A 20,306-nucleotide genomic window follows, 5' to 3' on the forward strand; every position below is an offset into this window, starting at 1 on the left:
ACCGGTCTTCTCTTCTTTCATAGAAACTAAAGCAACTAATACCCTTTCTTAATATTCACTAATCACTTATTTTCCATGAGCATCTCAACAGGTTGCCCATGTTGGCAAATCACTGTCAATACGGTATTTTCTCCCTGTTGCCGCAATGTTACATTTTCCATCGGACTCTTTAGCGTCCAACGCCCTTTAAGGCATATTTCTTTACGAATGGGGCGGCTAGGCTCTTTCGTTGTATATGTTTTCTCTTCTATGTTTAAGTTAGGATCACATACGCTCAGGCGAATGCTCCTGTCCGACTCTTGTGCAACCATCACCATCGTTTCGGCCGGAATGGAAGCAACCACTTTGTCATTTGCAGATTGATAGGTTTCAAAAGCAGCATAACCTGTAATACCCGTTTCCTTATCATAAACGACGTGAGCTGTTTGATCACGTTGCAAGACTTTATATGGCGGGGTCTTACGAAGTTCCTCCAAATCGGAAGAAGAAGGTTGTATAAGAATCATATATTCGTATGTTCCATCTTTCGGAGCCTTACCATGTGCTATCCAGGCAGAAGAGAATTTTCCTTTCGTCACTGCTCGGGTCTTCTCATGGCGCGATTCCTGTTCCGCCACTTGCGAACGGACTGCTCCGTCTACTACATGATAATAATTATCATAACCATCATGCAACCAATAGCCATCATCTCCCACCTTACTGTCTTTACCATTATATTTCGTCTGAAAAAGGGTAGTTTCCGTTGGGTACTCAGTATTACTGTTCGTGATACCCGTTCCCAGACAAACCATTCTGTTATCGAAACAGAAAACAGACTTACGGGCTACAAAGTCGGGCGTAAAGTTCTCATAATCACGTTCCATCAACTTCATAGCGAACATTCCGTTTTTGCCGTCCAAAGAAGTACTTCCGGAGAAGTTCTCTTTGGAACGTGCCATAGTAGTTCCCTTCAACGGACTATCAAGCAACTCAAAGGGTAAATGAATGGTAGTCGTACCCGGTAAACGATTCCAGTCCCATCCTTCCTGCACAAAACCGCTTCCGGCACGGGAGACAGGATTTCCTTTACCCATAATCTGCACAGAGCCATAACTCTGATAACGCCCGTAGCGATTATCTTTCGCATAAATCTCGGCTCCCCAGACATCAGTTGTATATCCTTTCAATGTCACCATCCAATCCGCACGACGGAATATTCCCGCTGAACCATAGTTGTAAACAAAGAATCCTTGTGGAGCTTGGGCTACCTTGACACCCTCTTTCTTAAAGAAACGTGCATTCGGAGTATCTTTGCCACGTACCAAACGCAAATAATCAGCAGCCAGATTACGGTCGAACGCATTCCCTTGACCGGACAAGTCACCTGACAGAGCAATATTGGCAAACGCTTCAATATCATCACTACCCATCTTTCCACCGAAAGGATGACGTCCACTGATACCGATTCCCCATTCATAAAGATTACAGTAATTACGCATGGCGATAAAAGCAGACTTTATATGCTGGCGGGCTTCTTCCGTCAACTCGAAACTCGTTCCATTCGTAAAAGCGATGAATTCCCCTACTGTTGCCAATACTCCGGTGGTATAGCCGGGATAAAAACCTCCGTGATGGAAAGTAGTCCCATCCACTTTTATACCGCCAATTGTACCGGAGGTATAGCGTAACGAAGAAGACAGCCAACGGGACAAGCCGCTCAACGCCTGTTCCTGCTCTCTTGCATCCGGAAACATCATGGCCGAAACGAATTTCGCCATCAGCAGTGTATGCCAGGAGTCTAATAGTTCGTCCCGCGTGGGCGAACATGGCTGGCGGGTTTCCTGCAAAGCAGCCCAAAAACGCAATGTAGAGAGATAAGCATCCCGATGAGGATGTTTATAAATCGCATCACGCATCAGCCAGGCAGTCGTATATATCTTACGAATCTGATAACCATAATGATGATTGGTTCCCATACCGCTACCAAAGGCAAATCCCTGGTCAATAGCATAATCGAATACCGTAAAGTAATTCTTCTTTGAAGCCTCGTTCTGATTACAGAGATAATCGTATGCAAAACCTGCAAGCATGGTCTCAATATCATTCCATGACATTTCCCCTTTCTTCTTATTCTGCTCGTCGGGAGCGACAATAGGAGTTCCCACAAATCCCGTTCCGGCAGCAGAAGGTGTGATAGCTGCTTTTTCAAATGTCTTATAAGCTGCATTAATCTGCCCTTGCGGAGCTTTTTTCACTTCCAGAAAATCCGTTAAACGCTGTTCTATCGTTTTCAATTCTTTCTTTCGCTTATCGGTCAACTTAGTTGCCAACGGGATATCATACGACTGCTGTTCCCATTTCCACACAAGACACCAATGCCAAAGGTCACGATTGGACAAACCGTTATTAGCCGGTAACTGTTGGTCGGGAGTCGTCCTCAGGTTCATTTTCTTCTCCGGGAAAATCAAACGGTCAAGAAAGACACGTCCTTTCCGTCCGGGAGCAACGAGCCGATACCCAACAATATTCTTATCCCTCTTATTACCTTGCATATATGCGAAAGAAATCCAGCAAGCACGCCAACCGGCTGCTTTCAAGTGATACGAAAACCAATAGGAGACCTCACCCGCTTTATTCAGGAACTCGAAACGAATAGAATCCTGCTGCGGTTTTTCATTATAAATCCACAACGTAATACCAAACTGCTGTTCTTTTTTCGCATTCAGAGACAACGGATTGATTTGGACATTCAATGTAGAACCGGGGTGAAAATCCCATTCCAGACTATTCTCCCCTTCTTTGTAGAAAAGAGAAGAAACCTTGACATCTCCCTTCCCTGAAACTTTAAACGTTTCGGGAACTCCGTCTTCGAAACCGATAAGTTGAGCAAAAGCAGAAGAAATTCCTCCGAAAAGGAAGAATAATATCAGAGTTATATTTTTCATTGCTATTCTTAATTTAAACGCAGATTAACGCAAATTATCGTAAACTTAAGGGTTCAATCTCTGCGATAATCTGTGTTAATCTGCGTTTTATAATTATTAGTCATTTAATAAGGAATCCGATCCGACAAAATTTTCCCTGTGTACCAAGGATCATTTATTTCTTTCAGCATGGCTCCCATTTCACGATAGAGTTGCTCCACCACTTCCTTATTTTCTTCCAAAGACAAATTGTGCAATTGATAAGGGTCTTTTACATCATCAAACAAAAGGCTCTTTTTCAACTGTTTCGTATTACGGTCGATATATAAAGCTAGTGTATACTGCGCAGTTTTAATACCTCTTGAAGAAGGGAAGTAGGTTTGCACCAATCCGTTCTCATCTTTTTCGCCATCCAAATTCTGAATATAGAGCGCACCGGTGGGACGTACGATCTCCGCTTTCTCATCAAAGAAAAGAGGAGCGAAATTACGGCCTTGTACTTCGGCAGGGATTGAATCCCCCAATCCGCACAGTCCAAGAACAGTAGGCATAATATCCGGTGACGATAACAGCAGATCATCCACTCTCGGCTGAATTTTACCGGGGAAACGTACCAAGAAAGGTATATTCATAGATTCCGAGTAAGGAGAATTCTTCGGATCTTCCGTACGTTGGCTACACATGGTCTCTCCATGATCGGAAGCAAAGATAACAACCGTATTCTTATCCAATCCCAAGTCTTTCAAAGTCTCCAAGATCTGGCCGAAAGCACGGTCTACTCCCGTCACAGACGCAAAATAATAACGGACAGACTCTGCTTTCTTCATTTTCAGGTCCACGTTCGGACGAACCAGCAGGCTATCCAACGGTTGGCTACGGTAAAGGTTGAAATCCTCTTCCTCGCAATCATCCAAAGAACGATACGGACTGTGAGGCGGATTCATACCTACCATAATGAAGAACGGTTTCTTTGTATCGCGTACATTCCCTTCATTTCTCAGATAAGAAACGACCTTGCCCGATTCATGCAAAGGCGACCACTCCTTCGGATCATGTCTTTTACCATCCGTATCCCAATAATGCGGATTCTTATGTTCGTCGAAAGTTCCATAAGAATACCAGTAATTAAAACCATGACGACGGTCTTTCGGTGTATAGGCGTCCCATACCGGACGCTTAGTCTCTACATATTGTCCCGGATGTTCAGGATCGTTCGGAGTCGGGAAGTCAGCATGGAGCTTGCCGAAATACGCACAATCATAACCAGCTTTGCTGAATACGTCACCAATACATTCCGCATCTTCACGCAAAGAACTGATAGGCCGTGTAGAATTACAATTCAAAGGTACACCGCTACGGTTCGGATACATACCTGTCAGCAGCATTCCACGATGCGGACTACTTAACGGACAGTTACTTTGTGCCGAAGTCAACACTATTGATTCACGTGCAAAGGCATCCAGATTGGGAGTATGCACGGGATCACCCTTAAAGTTTACCTTATCCTGAAACCCGTTCTGACTCCAGATGCCCAATGCCTGGTTACGGTATTGATCAGGGAATACATAGATAATATTCGGATGTTCGACTTGCTCTGCTACCTGTTTCGGAGCTTTGCATCCCTGTGCGGCAAACAGCGTCAAGCCGCCGACCAGAAGGTTGATAGGTTTATTCATATTCATTTCTCCAAATCTCTTTTACGCATCAATGCTTCCAAGAAATAATAGTCGGCATAGTTCAGGGGAACATCTATTTCCTGACCGTGAGGAATACTACCTACCGAGTGCATCAGGATAAAGTTCCCGTTTGTACCCACTTCGGCACGATAAGCAGGAGAGCCCAAACTTTCCATGATCTTATCAGCAATTTCTTTATAATGATTGCCCGGTCGATAACCATCCAATTCGTAGAGCGCAGAAGCTGTACATGCAGCAGCGGAGGCATCACGAGGTTCGTTCGGAATATTCGGAGCATCGTAATCCCAATAAGGAACGAGATCTTCCGGCATATTCTTATTATTAAAGATGAAATTATATACTTTTTGTGCTTGTTCGAGGTACTTTTCGTCTTTCGTATAGCGGTAGCAAGTAGTATATCCATAGAGAGCCCAAGCTTGTCCGCGAGCCCACGATGATTCGTCCGCATATCCCTGTGCTGTCTGTCTCTTGCGTACTTCACCGGTTTCCGGGTCATAGTCTACTACATGATAGCAACTGTTATCCGGACGGAAATGGTGTGCCATCGTCGTATCGGCGTGTTTCACAGCGATATCATAGAAAGTGGAATCTCCGGAAAAGGCTGTTGCCTCAAACAGCAGTTCAAGGTTCATCATATTGTCTATAATTACCGGACACTTCCATCCACGCGTTCCTTGCCAACCTCTATCAGCATCCCATGACTGGATCACACCTGCTCCGGGACGGAAACGGGTAGATAAGGATTTGGCGGCCTCCACCACTACGTCTTTATATTCTTTCTTATCTGCCAGGCGATATCCGTTCAGATAACTACAACCAATCATGAAACCTACATCATGATGCCATTTCAAATGTTTCACAGAGTCTAATGCTTCTGTATATTTTTCAGCCAATGGTAACCATTTTTTGTCTCCGGTCAGATTATAAGTCAACCACATACTACCGGGGAAGAAACCGGAACACCAGTCATCAATAGGGATATAAGAAATACTACCATCTTTGTTAATTGTTCTCGGATTCAGAATCTTACCGGATTTCTCGATAATATCTGTTTGAATAGTGTTTTGTGCTACCGCGTTGTCAATGTTGTCCTGAATAAAGTCTACTTCAGCTTTTTTTTGTCCACCGCAACTCGTAAAAACCAAAAGGGAAAGTCCTAATGCGCTAAGAATTGTTTTCATAATACACGGGTTATTTGTTAAGTGATTAATTTTCTTGATGGCAAAAGTAGTGCATTTAAATAGAATTGACCGACCTAAATAATCCAAATGAAGGACAAATTTGGTACATTTGCAAAAGAAATATACATATCAAATTAAAAAAACAAATATTATGACGCCACAAGAGTTTTTCAAGAATGACATATTCGCCACAAAGGCAGGTATAGTACTACTGGAAGTGCGAAAAGGATACAGCAAAGCCAAATTAGATATCAAACCGGAACATCTGAACGCGGGAGCACGCACACAAGGAGGAGCTATCTTTACTTTGGCAGATCTGGCACTTGCCGCAGCCGCCAATTCACACGGCACACTCGCTTTCTCTCTTTCATCTACCATTACTTTCGTTCGTGCAAGCGGCCCGGGAGATACTCTTTATGCTGAAGCACACGAACGTTACATCGGTCGGAGTACAGGTTGCTATCAAGTAGATATTACCAATCAAAATGGAGACTTAATTGCGACCTTCGAATCCAGTGTGTTCCGAAAAGAGCAAAAAGTTCCTTTTGAGATAGAAAAAGAAAAATAAAATTCCTTTGAGAGTTATTATTTCCCCCACCTATCTCATTTTACAATAGAAGTCAGCGGATGACGGTTACCTCTAACGTCGTTTAGGAATGCTTTGGCAGAACCGAAGTTTAAATACAAATCCAAACGTACGGGAAGATGATTCAGGTCATCTGTTATAAAAAAGGTAATCACCTCTTTTTCCTTACCTTTCTTATCATATTCCACTAATGAGAAGATCAGACAGCGATAGGTTGTTCCATTCTCCGCCTTTACATTCTCCTTTCCACGATAAATAAGCGTCTGTTCTTCTACCTTTCTTCCGGTAGCCATCGGAAACTTGATTTTATCCCCGATCTTATAATCCGCAGGATCGTAAGAACGCGCCTGTGCCAGAATACTCAACATATCATATATACAACGGCTATCACTTGCAACTGCCTCATCAAAATTTCCATCTCGATATGTGCGCTTCTGATTGACAAAACAAAGACCATCCTTATAAGAGAACCAAGCCTCATCTACCGTATACCGTTTCCCTTCTTCAGCACCTTTGCGAAAATAACGAGGTTCCAACTTCTCCCCGATCACGCAAGTCAGCGTGTCACGCATCTTGAAAAAGAAGTCCGCCCGTTTACTGCCTAGAGCAAGCAGATTGATCCGGAACGCAGGTTCCGAATGATAAGTTGTCGCATTTGTTGTCAAACTGGCAAGCCCGGCTTTCACCCAAACAAATTTCCAGTTAAAATACAAATCATACATTACGTGTTCACCGGTCTGAAACGCATCATTTTTCGCCTCACATTGGGCACTTGCAGGAAGGGCAAAAGCACCCGTCATTAATGCCACTAATCCAATAATGAGTTTACGTCGGACGTTAACGACGCCGGTTCTGATTATTTCGTTCTTTTTTCTTCTTGTCTTCATCTGGTTTTTGTTTTTTAAGTTCATCCGGTTTCTGCTTATCAACAGGAGTCGCATGAATATCCCATGGTTGTGTTACATCCCACAATGCTTTATATTCCAAGATAGTAGGGTAATAGAAAACTTCTTCCGGTTGTATGCCCTTTTCAAAGTCTCCCGTATCCCACTCGCCATTTCCATTCCTATCATTAATCAACCGAGCAGCATACTTCCCAGGATTCAAGAAATAGAAATCAACCATTCCATCTTTCTCTACTCTCCGTTTACGAACGACTTTATCTTGGGCATCAAGTAATTCTACAAAAGCCAATGAATCCGCTCCACTAACATTAAAATGAAGTGTGAAATACTCATCTTCGCTGCGAACCTTGAACCCTTGTTTTATTTTATCAGTAAACAATCCGTATATACCATGAAAAGCAGTCGAATCTACCGAAAATTCGTACTCCAGAGTAGGCTCCCAATCATAATAGAAATTGAACTTTTTCAGATTTATCGAATCCTGCTCAAACTCGAACGGTATATCCTTCCAAAGCGTATCGACTTTCTGCCGCAAATGAATTGCCGCACTATCAAAGCTGGCTATCGGCTCTTCAAAATCCAAAGAAATGTACCCATACACATCCATTGATGAAGGGACATTGACTTTTACAGGTAAGAACTTTGTAGGTTCCGGTTCTTCTTCCTCATCTTTCTTTTTCTTCTTTTTCTTTTTGGGCTTTTCCGGTTCTTCTTTCTTATATTTCTGCTTCGACACCAAATTCAAAGTATCCGTACGAGGCACCAATTGATTCAACGTATCTGTATAAAGATAAGTCAGACTCATAGCAAGAGTATCCTGCTTGAAGAGCAGAGAATCTTTCACCCAATAATGAATCGTATCGTTCCGTTGATTCTTCTCGATAACAAAAGCATCCTTTTCATCGAAGTTCAATCCTTTCAGCACAGGCAAAGTGTCCGCCTTACCGGCAAAATAGAACGTAAACTTGTGTGGGATAAGCCGCTCGGACTTAATCAGATACTGTGAATAATTAAATTCCTTAAAAGCACGGAGAATTACATCATCCGGCAAATAATGCATATATTTCTTTTCAACAATCGTATCATACGTCAGAGAATCCACCCAAGCTGTGTCCATACGGGTACGTTCTTCCATACGGGGAATAATCAGAGAATCATGAAAAGCGATCATTTCACTCTTCTGATTAAAAGTAAAGTTCTGGTCTGCATCCATCAATCCGTAAATACGGTATTTGCCGGGAGCCACACCACGAATAGAAAAACGTCCCCGACTGTCTGTACGTGCCACACGGTCGAAAGGTAATTTGTTGAAAGCCGAATCGTTCAAATTGGAATGTAACCCGACAAGCATACCTTTGATCGGTTCCAAGTTAGAAGCATCAAGCAAAGTTCCTGCAACTTCCATCGTATCGATTTCCGTACCCGTAGAAAAGGTAAAAGCGAAATTACCCAACGGATTACCTTCATTATTGTCGACAATAGCATCCGAAAAGTCGATTGTATAAGTAGTATTAGGCTTCAAAGAGTCAAGCAGATTCACTTGTATCCTCTTGCCGGAAGCCTTTATTTCAGGCTGCTGTATCTGAGGAGGGGAAACAACCACCTTTTCAGTCGCCTTTTCCAGTTTTATAAATTCGTCAAACACCAAAGAGACTTTAGTTCTCTTATTATTTAAAGCACCTGCAGCAGGAGTGCTACCTATAAAACGGGGTGGTGTCTCGTCAATAGGACCACCGTCCGGTCGTCCGATACTGGCGCAGGAATATAGCATGACTACCAGCGTTACTACCGGAAGTACCTTGCGTACTATTTGTTTTATCTTTTGATTCTCAAACTGTAACATGGTGCAAAAATAAGTGTTCTTTACCAATAAATACCATACTTCTAGCTAATTTATTAAAAAACGAAGCGATGGATTCCTGTAGAAATCATTATCTATGCTGTTTTTATTTCTTTTTCTCACTAATCTTACTACCTTTGTTAGCTGATATTATTTCGTATGACTATAGTTATGCGTAAAGTAGACTATAGTCATCCTTGCGCATAACTATAGTCATACGCAAAGGAAACTATAGTCAAACGAAATAAAAACAGTAAACGAAACACATCCGAACAGGCAAACGGATATTAAATATGCCTACATAATATAATTACGCAAATGAGCATACGTTACGACCTTTACGAAACTCCTGATATTCAACAGACAGGCGAACAACAACCACTTCACCCCCGTGTAGTTATCAATGGAACCGTCGACCAGAACGAATTTCTGGATCGCGTACACAAATTCACCGGAATAAGCCGCAGTTTATTGTCAGGTGCCATGCAGTCTTTCCAAAACGAGTTAAGAGATTTACTCGCTAACGGATGGAATGTGGAACTGGGGGATATCGGTTACTTTTCCGTTTCTCTACAAGGCCCTCCCATCATGAAGAAAGAAGAGGTACGTGCACAATCTATCAAACTGAAGAATATCAATTTCCGCCCAAGCACTCAATTCAAAAAGGAAGTAGGCTGGCAAATGAGATTGGAACGCGGAGAGTCTTTCACCCGTCCGCATGGAAAAGGACACAGTGAAGAGGAATGTCTGGCTATAGTCAATGACCATCTTGGGAAATACCCCTGTCTTACGCGTGCCGATTATTGCCGGTTGACAGGACATGACAAGCAGCGGGCGCTCAATGAACTGAATGCTTTTATCGAACAGGGGGTGTTGATGCGCTACGGGGCGGGGAAACAGGTGGTTTATGCAAAGAAGTATTCATGTTCGGTATGATTCCCGGGAATGATGGTGTTTCGTCAGGTAAAAAGCTTATAATACAGTCAATTTATTAAAAACCAGCCCTAATTGAATGATTTTTTGCCCTTCATTGAATAAAATAATCCTTATCTTTGGCTCCCGAAATTCAAACCTAATACAAAAAAACCATGAAGAAACAACTACTATCTTGCTGCCTGGCGGCATTGGGACTGACGGCAATTCAAGCACAAAGCTTCAATGAGTGGAAAGACCCGGAAGTGAATTCCGTAAACCGCTCTGTCATGCACACTAATTATTTTGCTTACGCATCGGCTGATGAAGCTAAAGCCGGCATCAAAGAAAACTCAGCGAATTTTATGACTTTAAACGGTCTTTGGAAATTCAACTGGGTGAGACACGCGGAAGCACGTCCGACAGACTTTTACCAGACTAATTTCAACGACAAGGGCTGGGATGACCTTCAGGTTCCCGGTGTATGGGAGTTGAACGGCTACGGCGACCCTATCTACGTAAATGTAGGATATGCATGGAGAAGCCAGTTCAAGAACAACCCACCGTACGTTCCGACAGAAAACAATCACGTAGGTTCTTACCGGAAAGAAATCATCGTTCCTGCCAACTGGAAAGGAAAAGAGATTTTCGCCCATTTCGGTTCAGTAACTTCCAATATGTACCTTTGGGTGAACGGACGCTACGTAGGATATAGCGAGGACAGCAAACTGGAAGCTGAATTCAATCTGACCAACTATCTGAAACCGGGTAAGAATGTGATTGCTTTCCAAGTATTCCGCTGGTGTGACGGCAGTTACCTGGAAGATCAGGACTTCTTCCGCTACTCCGGTGTAGGACGCGACTGCTATCTCTACGCACGCGACAAAAAATACATTCAGGATATTCGCGTCACTCCTGATCTGGACAGCCAGTATAAAGACGGTACGCTGAATATCGCCGTTGACCTGAAAGGAAGCGGTACAGTTGCCTTAGACCTGACAGATGCTCTAGGCAACAGTGTGGCTACTGCTGATTTAAAAGGTTCAGGTAAGTTAAACACCACTTTAAACATTTCCAATCCTACTAAATGGACGGCTGAAACACCTAATCTTTATACACTGACCGCTACATTGAAAAACGGCAACAATATAATAGAAGTAATCCCCGTTAAAGTAGGTTTCCGCAAAATTGAACTGAAAGGCGGACAGATACTCGTCAACGGACAACCGGTACTCTTCAAGGGAGCCGACCGTCACGAAATGGATCCGGACGGTGGTTATGTAGTTTCTATCGAGCGTATGTTGCAGGACATCAAAGTGATGAAAGAGCTTAATATCAATGCCGTACGTACCTGTCACTATCCGGACGACAACCGTTGGTATGACCTCTGCGACCAATATGGCATCTACGTGGTAGCCGAAGCGAATGTAGAGTCTCACGGAATGGGATACGGTGACAAAACATTGGCCAAGAACCCGATCTATGCCAAAGCGCATTTGGAACGCAACCAACGCAATGTACAACGTAGCTACAACCATCCGTCCATCATTTTCTGGTCATTAGGCAATGAGGCTGGTATGGGACCTAATTTCGAAAAATGTTATACATGGATAAAAAATGAAGACAAGACCCGTGCCGTACAATATGAGCAGGCACGTACCAGTGAATTCACAGATATTTTCTGCCCGATGTACTATGGTTATCAGGACTGTATCAAATATTGTGAAGGAAATATCCAAAAGCCTCTGATCCAGTGTGAATACGCACATGCGATGGGAAATTCGCAAGGAGGATTCAAGGAATATTGGGACATCATCCGCAAATATCCGAAATATCAAGGCGGCTTCATCTGGGACTTCGTAGACCAGTCTTGCCATTGGAAAAATAAAGACGGAGTGGCCATCTACGGTTATGGAGGTGACTTCAACAAATATGACGCTTCGGACAATAACTTTAATGATAATGGTTTAATCAGCCCGGATCGCATACCGAATCCACATGCTTACGAAGTGGCTTATTTCTATCAGGATATATGGACAACTCCCGCCGATCTCGCCAAAGGTGAAATCAATATCTTCAATGAGAATTTCTTCCGTGACCTGTCTTCATATTATCTGGAATGGCAATTGCTGGCAGACGGGGAAGTTGTGCAAACAGGCATTGTGCCGGATCTGAAAGTGGCACCCCAGCAAACCGTCAAAGTGCAGATTCCGTTTGACACAAAAAACATCTGTCCGCGTAAAGAGTTACTGCTCAATGTCAACTATAAACTGAAAGCAGCCGAAACATTGTTACCCGCAGGAACAACCATCGCATACGAGCAACTGAGCATTCGTGACTATAAAGCTCCGGAGCTCAAGCTGGAAAACCGGCAGGCTTCCAATCTGGCAATCACCGTGCCCGGTATTTTGGATAACGACCAAAATTACCTGATCGTCAAAGGCGAAAACTTCTCTATGGACTTCAACAGACACAACGGCTATCTCTGCCGCTACGATGTGAACGGAATGCAAATGATGGAAGACGGTAGCGAATTGACTCCCAACTTCTGGCGTGCACCGACCGATAATGATTTCGGAGCAGGCTTGCAACGCAAATATGCAGTTTGGAAGAATCCGACATTGAAGCTTACTTCCCTGAAACATGCTATTGAGAATGATCAGGCCGTGATTCGTGCAGAATATGACATGAAGTCGATAGGAGGAAAATTATTCCTGACTTATATCGTCAACAACAAGGGAGCAGTGAAAGTTACTCAGAAGATGGTAGCGGACAAGAGCAAGAAAGTGTCTGAAATGTTCCGTTTCGGCATGCAGATGCGTACGCCTGCCAACTTCAACGAAATAGAGTATTACGGACGCGGACCGATAGAGAATTATGCCGACCGCAACAATGCAGCCAAACTTGGCAAATACCGTCAAACGGTAGAGGAGCAATTCTATCCGTATATCCGCCCACAGGAAACCGGAACGAAGACGGACATCCGTTGGTGGAGACTCTTGAATATCAGCGGAAACGGTTTGCAGTTTGTTTCCGAAGCTCCGTTCTCTGCTTCCGCACTGAACTATACCGTTGAATCATTGGATGACGGTGAGGGCAAAGACCAGCGCCATTCCCCCGAAGTGGAAAAAGCAAACTTTACAAACTTCTGTATTGACAAGGCACAAACGGGACTGGCATGCGTCAATAGTTGGGGAGCTATACCATTAGAAAAATATCGTCTTCCATATCAAGATTATGAGTTCAGTTTCATAATGTCTCCCGTATCTCATAAACTAAAGTAAAAAACATAGTTAAAAAACACGGTATCAAAGAACAAGAATAGCGAAATTACTGTACTTTTGCAGCCGGAAACTGATTATTAATAATTAGTTTCCGGCTTTTTTGGCCTTTAAATCACTTATCTACATGAATGATGACACACCGGTAACAAACGCATTACATTAAAAACAGATAATTATTAAGTATGAAAAGTAGAATTGTTTTATTTGCATTTTGCGTAGCCCTTTTGTCTAGTTGTGGCAATAAGGGCAACGGAACGGGACAAGTCCCAGAATATGCAGTACAAGAGTTACAAAAGACCACTGCTAATTTAACGACTGCCTATCCGGCGACAATCAAAGGTAAACAAGACGTAGAAATCCGTCCACAGGTATCAGGCTTCATCACGAAACTATGTGTAGACGAAGGAGCAACTGTACGCAAAGGTCAAGTTCTATTCATCGTTGATCCGACACAATATGAAGCAGCAGTACGTACGGCTGAAGCAGCAGTCGCAACAGCAGAAGCAGCAGTGCGTACCCAACAGATAACAGTGGATAACAAACGTGAACTGAACAAAAAGCAAATTATCAGTGACTACGATCTGTCAATGGCAGAAAACACATTGGCACAGTCTCAGGCACAATTGGCACAAGCGAAAGCACAGCTTACCACAGCCAGACAAAACCTCTCTTTCACACAAGTGAAGAGTCCTTCCGATGGTGTAATCAATGATATCCCCTATCGTTTAGGAGCACTGGTGAGCCCTTCTATCGCTACTCCGATGACTACAGTTTCTGAGATAGAAGAAGTATATGTATATTTCTCCATGACAGAAAAAGAATTGTTGGCGATGACTAAAACAGGCGGTACCATCAAAGAAGAAATCGAAAAAATACCGTCTATCAGACTTCAGTTGATTGATGGTACAGAGTACAGCATCGAAGGTAAAGTGGACGCAATCACAGGAGTGATCGACCAGTCAACCGGTTCTGTAAGTATGCGTGCCCTCTTCCCGAACAAAGAACACATCCTACGTAGTGGTGGAACAGCAAACGTACTGATTCCTTACACAATGGAGAATGTAATTACTATACCGCAATCAGCAACAGTAGAAATCCAGGATAAGAAGTTCGTTTATGTCCTGCAGCCGGATAACACGGTGAAATATACAGAAATCACCATCTTCAATCTGGACAACGGAAAAGAATATCTCGTTACTTCCGGTTTGAACTCCGGAGATAAAATCGTCATCGAAGGCGTGCAGAATCTGAAAGATGGTGAAACCATACAACCAATCACACCTGCTCAAAAAGAAGCAAACTATCAACAGCATTTGAAAGACCAGCACGATGGTAATTTAGCTACTGCTTTCAATTAATAACTTAGATAATCGTATGAAGTTAGATAATTTTATTAACCGTCCGGTACTATCAACAGTTATTTCTATTTTGATAGTCATTTTGGGTGCTATCGGATTGGCAACATTGCCTATCACCCAGTATCCGGACATTGCTCCCCCTACCGTGTCGGTAAGGGCTACATATACGGGTGCCAGCGCGTCAACCGTATTGAACTCCGTCATCGCTCCGTTGGAGGAACAGATCAATGGTGTAGAAAACATGATGTATATGACATCAACTGCATCCAATACGGGTTCCGGTGATATTTCCATCTATTTTAAACAAGGAACAGACCCGGACATGGCTGCCGTCAATGTACAAAACCGTGTCTCCATGGCACAAGGTCTGTTGCCTGCCGAAGTAACCAAAGTCGGTGTAACCACACAGAAACGCCAGACTTCCATGTTGGTAGTATTCTCTCTCTATGACGAGACAGATACATATAGCGAATCATTTATTGAAAACTACGCTAAGATCAACTTGATTCCTCAGGTTCAACGTGTACAGGGTGTAGGTGATGCAAACGTTTTGGGGCAGGACTATTCTATGCGTATCTGGTTGAGACCGGATGTCATGGCACAGTACAAACTTGTTCCCGGTGATGTCTCTGCAGCCTTAGCGGAACAGAATGTCGAAGCTGCTCCCGGACAATTCGGTGAACGCAGTAATCAGACATTCCAATATACCATCCGCTACAAAGGACGTCTGCAACAACCGGAAGAATTTGAAAACATCGTTATCAAATCTCTGCCCGACGGTGAGGTACTCCGCTTGAAAGATATAGCAGAAATTCAATTGGATCGTTTGGGTTATAACTTTACAAACCGTGTAGACGGCCACAAGTCAGTAACCTGTATCGTATACCAGATGGCAGGAACCAATGCAACACAGACCATCAGTGATATTGAGCAACTGCTGGATGAAGCATCAAAAACCTTGCCTACCGGATTGAAGCTTAACATTTCCATGAATGCCAATGACTTCTTGTTCGCTTCTATTCACGAGGTGTTGAAGACATTGATCGAGGCATTTATCCTGGTGTTTATTGTGGTATATATCTTCTTGCAGGATTTACGTTCTACGTTGATTCCGACCATTGCCATTCCGGTAGCTCTTATCGGTACTTTCTTCATTCTGTCTTTGGTAGGATTCAGTTTGAACTTGCTGACATTATGTGCGCTCGTCCTAGCCATTGCGATTGTGGTCGACGATGCCATTGTGGTCGTCGAGGGTGTGCATGCCAAGCTTGACCAAGGTTATACTTCCGCCCGTCTGGCTTCTATCGACGCCATGAATGAACTGGGTGGTGCTATCGTATCTATTACGTTAGTCATGATGGCCGTGTTCGTCCCGGTAAGTTTCATGGGAGGTACGGCAGGAACATTCTATCGCCAGTTCGGTATGACTATGGCTATCGCTATCGGTTTGTCTGCATTGAACGCTTTGACATTGAGTCCGGCTTTGTGTGCTGTTCTTCTAAAACCGCATAAAAAGGAAGATGGAACGGAAGACTCTACATTGAAGGAACGTATGAAAGTAGCTTATACGGCAGCTCATACGACCATGATCAACAGATACACCGAAGCTATCGGAAAAATGCTACATCCGGGAATCACACTTACTTTCACGATTATTGCTATTCTCGGTATGATTTTCGGTTTCTTCAGTCTCAATCCGGTGGTTACCGCAATTTTTGTACTTCTTAGTATCCTGGCACTGATCGGTATGAGTACGAAGAAGTTCAAGAACAGATTCAACGATACATACGAGTCTATCCTGAAACGTTACAAAAAACGTGTATTGTTCTTTATTCAGAAGAAATGGCTGTCTATGGGATTAGTTACCGCCTCCATCGTACTGCTTATATTCTTCATGAACACCACTCCGACAGGTATGGTACCGAACGAAGATACCGGAACCTTGATGGGAGCAGTAACATTGCCGCCGGGTACATCACAAGACCGTTCTGAGAAAATCTTGGCACGCGTAGACAGTCTGATCGCTTCTGACCCTGCTGTATTATCACGAACCATGATTTCCGGATTTAGCTTCATCGGTGGTCAGGGACCTTCTTACGGTTCTTTCATCATCAAGCTAAAGGACTGGGATGAACGTTCTATGATACAGAACTCGGACGTTGTAGTCGGCTCCTTATATATGCGCGCACAGAAGATTATCAAAGAAGCACAGGTATTGTTCTTCGCTCCTCCTATGATCCCGGGATATTCGGCATCTACAGATATCGAGGTGAATATGCAGGATAAGACCGGTGGTGATTTGAACAAGTTCTTTGATGTAGTAAATGATTACACGGCAGCCTTGGAAGCACGTCCGGAAATCAACTCGGCAAAAACATCTTTCAACCCGAACTTCCCGCAATATATGATCGACATCGATGCGGCGGCTTGTAAGAAAGCTGGTATCAGTCCGAGCGATATCCTTACAACTATGCAAGGATATTATGGAGGTCTGTATGCATCCAACTTCAACCGTTTTGGTAAGATGTATCGTGTTATGATTCAGTCTGATCCATTGTCACGTAAGAATCTGGAATCTCTGAAGAATATCAAGGTACGCAACAGTGCAGGTGAAATGGCTCCGATCGCCCAGTTCATCTCTGTAGAGAAGGTATATGGTCCGGATATTATCAGCCGTTTCAACCTTTATACTTCCATGAAGGTGATGGTAGCTCCTGCCAGTGGTTATACCTCCGGTCAGGCACTGGCTGCTCTTGCAGAGGTTGCTCAAGAAAACCTGCCTACCGGTTATACCTATGAATTAGGAGGTATGGCACGTGAAGAGGCTCAGAGTAGCGGAAGTGCTACCGGGCTGATATTTGTGCTCTGTTTCGTATTCGTTTACTTATTATTGAGTGCGCAGTACGAAAGTTACATACTTCCATTGGCCGTATTGCTATCCGTTCCGTTCGGTCTGTTAGGTAGCTTCCTGTTTGTCAACGGTGTAAGTGCACTCGGTAATATCTCAGCGTTGAAGATGATTCTCGGTACGATGTCCAACAATATCTACATGCAGATTGCATTGATCATGTTGATGGGTCTGTTGGCAAAGAATGCCATCTTGATTGTAGAGTTTGCCCTCGACCGTCGTAAAATGGGTATGAGTATCACTTGGGCAGCCGTATTGGGTGCCGGTGCCCGTCTCCGCCCGATTTTGATGACATCCTTGGCTATGGTAGTCGGTTTGCTTCCGTTGATGTTTGCTTTCGGTGTAGGTGCTCACGGTAACCGTACACTGGGTACTGCTTCTATCGGAGGTATGTTAATCGGTATGATCTGCCAGATCTTTATCGTTCCTGTTTTATTCGTTATCTTCCAGTATCTGCAAGAGAAAGTTAAACCGATGGAATGGGAAGATATTGACAATACAGATGCTGTAACAGAGATTGAACAATACGCTAAATAATGAAATTCGATATGAAGAAACAGATTCTATATATGTTGTGTGCAACTGCTCTCTTGAGCAGCTGCCACATCTATAAGTCGTATGACAGACCCGAAGATATCACAACTTCCGGCCTGTATCGCGATCCGGTAGCGGATAACGATACACTGGTTTCGGATACGACCAACTTCGGTAATCTGCCGTGGAGAGAAGTCTTCACCGACCCGCAACTACAGTCTCTCATCGAAGCGGGACTGAACCAAAATACTGACCTCTTGTCTGCCGCACAGAATGTGAAAGCCGCACAAGCCTCCCTGATGTCTGCACGTCTGGCTTATGCCCCATCTTTGGGATTGTCTCCACAAGGAACAATCAGCAGCTTTAACAAGAATGCAGCTACAAAAACTTATTCATTACCGGTCACAGCCAGTTGGCAAGTCGATTTGTTCGGTCAGTTACTGAACTCAAAACGGAATGCACAAGTTACTTTGAAACAGGTTAAGGCATACCGTCAGGCTGTACAAACTCAAGTAATCTCAAATGTAGCCAATATGTACTACACGTTGTTAATGCTTGACCGCCAACTGGAAATAACTAAAGAAACGGCCGAAATTCTGAAGCGCAATGCCGAAACGATGGAAGCGATGAAAGATGCAGCAATGTACAACATCAATTCAGCCGGTGTTGAACAAAGTAAAGCTGCTTATGCACAAGTACTTGCTACCATTCCTGATATCGAACAAAGTATCCGTGAAACGGAGAACGCCCTGTCTACTTTTTTAGGAGAAGCTCCTCATGCCATCAAGCGTGGCGTATTGGAAGCACAAGTACTTCCGACCGAGCTTTCTGCAGGCATACCTATTCAATTGTTATCCAACCGTCCGGATGTAAAAGCAGCCGAAATGTCACTGGCAAGTTGCTACTATGACACCAACTCCGCACGTGCCGCTTTCTATCCGCAAATCACACTCAGCGGTTCGGCAGGATGGACAAACAATTCAGGAGCAGGGATCGTTAATCCCGGTAAATTATTGGCTTCCGTTGTTGGTTCACTGACACAGCCTTTGTTCTATCGGGGACAGAACATCGCTCGCTTGAAAGCTGCCAAAGCGCAGGAGGAACAGGCTAAATTATCTTTCCAACAGGCCTTATTGAATGCCGGTAGTGAGGTTAGCAACGCGTTAAGTCTATACCAAAAGACCAGCGAAAAGGTAGAATCCAGAAAAATGCAGGTAGAATCTGCACAGAAAGCTTCGGAAGATACAAAAGAATTGTTTAACTTAGGAACCTCAACCTATTTGGAAGTACTGTCTGCACAACAATCCTATTTGAGTGCACAGCTCTCTCAGGTGTCCGACTGCTTTGATCAGATGCAAGCTGTAGTAAGCCTTTATCAGGCACTGGGTGGTGGAAGATAAGAATAACTTTAAATATATAATACTATTATGATTAGTCCGTTAGCTTACGTAGACCCCGAAGCAAAATTAGGTAAGAATGTAACAGTTCTGCCTTTTGCCTACATTGAAAAGAATGTAGAGATCGGAGATGATTGCATCATCATGTCTTACGCTAGTATCCTGAAAGGTACTAAAATGGGAAAAGGGAACAAGGTACATCAGAATGCCGTTCTCGGAGCGGAACCGCAAGATTTCCACTTTACGGGAGAAGAGAGCAGCCTGATTATCGGTGACAACAATGATATTCGCGAGAACGTAGTCATCAGCCGTGCTACATTTGCCGGCAATGCTACTAAAATAGGAAATGGCAATTATCTGATGGATAAAGTGCATCTTTGCCATGACGTACAGATCAACAACAACTGTGTAGTTGGTATTGGTAGCACCATTGCCGGAGAGTGTACATTGGACGATTGCGTTATCCTAAGTGGTAATGTCACGTTACATCAATATTGTCATATCGGTAGCTGGACGCTCGTACAGAGTGGTTGCCGCATATCCAAGGATGTACCTCCATACGTTATCATGTCGGGAAATCCGGTGGCATATCACGGAGTAAATGCCGTGGTTCTGTCACAACACCGCAATACTTCGGAAAGAGTCCTCCGGCACATTGCCAATGCATATCGCCTGATTTACCAAGGTAATTTCAGTGTGCAGGATGCAGTGCAGAAAATTATCGATCAAGTGCCAATGAGTGAGGAGATCGAGAATATCATAAACTTCGTGAAGAACTCGGAAAGAGGTATCGTGAAATAA

12 protein-coding genes are annotated in these 20,306 nt (G+C 43.6%); 7 read left to right on the forward strand and 5 right to left on the reverse strand.

What is annotated here, in order from left to right:
• Nucleotides 1-62: 62 nt before the first annotated feature.
• The 3 genes from ACNOGP_RS03280 to ACNOGP_RS03290 form a co-directional block, all read right to left on the reverse strand.
• Nucleotides 63-2,924, reverse strand: a complete 2,862-nt coding sequence (locus ACNOGP_RS03280) for a chondroitinase family polysaccharide lyase (protein ID WP_418214054.1) — start codon at nt 2,922-2,924, stop codon at nt 63-65.
• Between the two features lie 104 nt (nt 2,925-3,028).
• A complete protein-coding gene (locus ACNOGP_RS03285; protein ID WP_418214730.1) occupies nt 3,029-4,579 on the reverse strand; it encodes a sulfatase in 1,551 nt (516 codons plus the stop codon).
• A 2-nt stretch (nt 4,580-4,581) separates the two neighbouring features.
• Nucleotides 4,582-5,781 (reverse strand): glycoside hydrolase family 88 protein, encoded by a 1,200-nt coding sequence (locus ACNOGP_RS03290; RefSeq protein WP_418214055.1) that lies wholly within the window; start codon nt 5,779-5,781, stop codon nt 4,582-4,584.
• Nucleotides 5,782-5,932: 151 nt separating this feature from the next.
• Between ACNOGP_RS03290 and ACNOGP_RS03295 the strand changes: the two genes are divergently transcribed.
• Nucleotides 5,933-6,349 carry a PaaI family thioesterase gene (locus ACNOGP_RS03295; protein WP_007756322.1) on the forward strand — a complete coding sequence of 139 codons (417 nt, stop codon included), beginning with the start codon at nt 5,933-5,935 and terminating at the stop codon, nt 6,347-6,349.
• A gap of 35 nt (nt 6,350-6,384) precedes the next feature.
• Here the strand turns inward: ACNOGP_RS03295 and ACNOGP_RS03300 are convergent, their stop codons facing one another.
• Both ACNOGP_RS03300 and ACNOGP_RS03305 read right to left on the reverse strand, forming a co-directional pair.
• A complete protein-coding gene (locus ACNOGP_RS03300; RefSeq protein ID WP_143867051.1) occupies nt 6,385-7,254 on the reverse strand; it encodes a DUF3108 domain-containing protein in 870 nt (289 codons plus the stop codon).
• Nucleotides 7,205-9,115 (reverse strand): Ig-like domain-containing protein, encoded by a 1,911-nt coding sequence (locus tag ACNOGP_RS03305; protein ID WP_418214056.1) that lies wholly within the window; start codon nt 9,113-9,115, stop codon nt 7,205-7,207. Before ACNOGP_RS03305 ends, ACNOGP_RS03300 begins: the two co-directional genes overlap by 50 nt.
• Nucleotides 9,116-9,430: 315 nt before the next feature.
• Between ACNOGP_RS03305 and ACNOGP_RS03310 the strand changes: the two genes are divergently transcribed.
• The 6 genes from ACNOGP_RS03310 (at nt 9,431) to lpxA (ending at nt 20,306) form a co-directional block, all read left to right on the forward strand.
• A complete protein-coding gene (locus ACNOGP_RS03310; RefSeq protein ID WP_418214057.1) occupies nt 9,431-10,048 on the forward strand; it encodes a DNA-binding protein in 618 nt (205 codons plus the stop codon).
• Between the two features lie 152 nt (nt 10,049-10,200).
• On the forward strand, nt 10,201-13,308 hold the full coding sequence (locus tag ACNOGP_RS03315; protein WP_418214058.1) for a glycoside hydrolase family 2 TIM barrel-domain containing protein: 3,108 nt from the start codon (nt 10,201-10,203) through the stop codon (nt 13,306-13,308).
• 182 nt (nt 13,309-13,490) lie between these two features.
• Nucleotides 13,491-14,666 carry an efflux RND transporter periplasmic adaptor subunit gene (locus tag ACNOGP_RS03320; protein ID WP_007763015.1) on the forward strand — a complete coding sequence of 392 codons (1,176 nt, stop codon included), beginning with the start codon at nt 13,491-13,493 and terminating at the stop codon, nt 14,664-14,666.
• Nucleotides 14,667-14,682: 16 nt separating this feature from the next.
• Nucleotides 14,683-18,111, forward strand: a complete 3,429-nt coding sequence (locus tag ACNOGP_RS03325; RefSeq protein WP_007762991.1) for an efflux RND transporter permease subunit — start codon at nt 14,683-14,685, stop codon at nt 18,109-18,111.
• An 11-nt stretch (nt 18,112-18,122) separates the two neighbouring features.
• Nucleotides 18,123-19,508, forward strand: coding sequence for a TolC family protein (locus ACNOGP_RS03330; protein WP_007762988.1), 1,386 nt, complete (start codon nt 18,123-18,125; stop codon nt 19,506-19,508).
• A gap of 27 nt (nt 19,509-19,535) precedes the next feature.
• Nucleotides 19,536-20,306, forward strand: coding sequence for an acyl-ACP--UDP-N-acetylglucosamine O-acyltransferase (gene lpxA, locus ACNOGP_RS03335; protein ID WP_418214059.1), 771 nt, complete (start codon nt 19,536-19,538; stop codon nt 20,304-20,306).

It is taken from the genome of Bacteroides difficilis, assembly GCF_048319815.1.
Lineage (GTDB): Bacteria > Bacteroidota > Bacteroidia > Bacteroidales > Bacteroidaceae > Bacteroides > Bacteroides zhangwenhongii.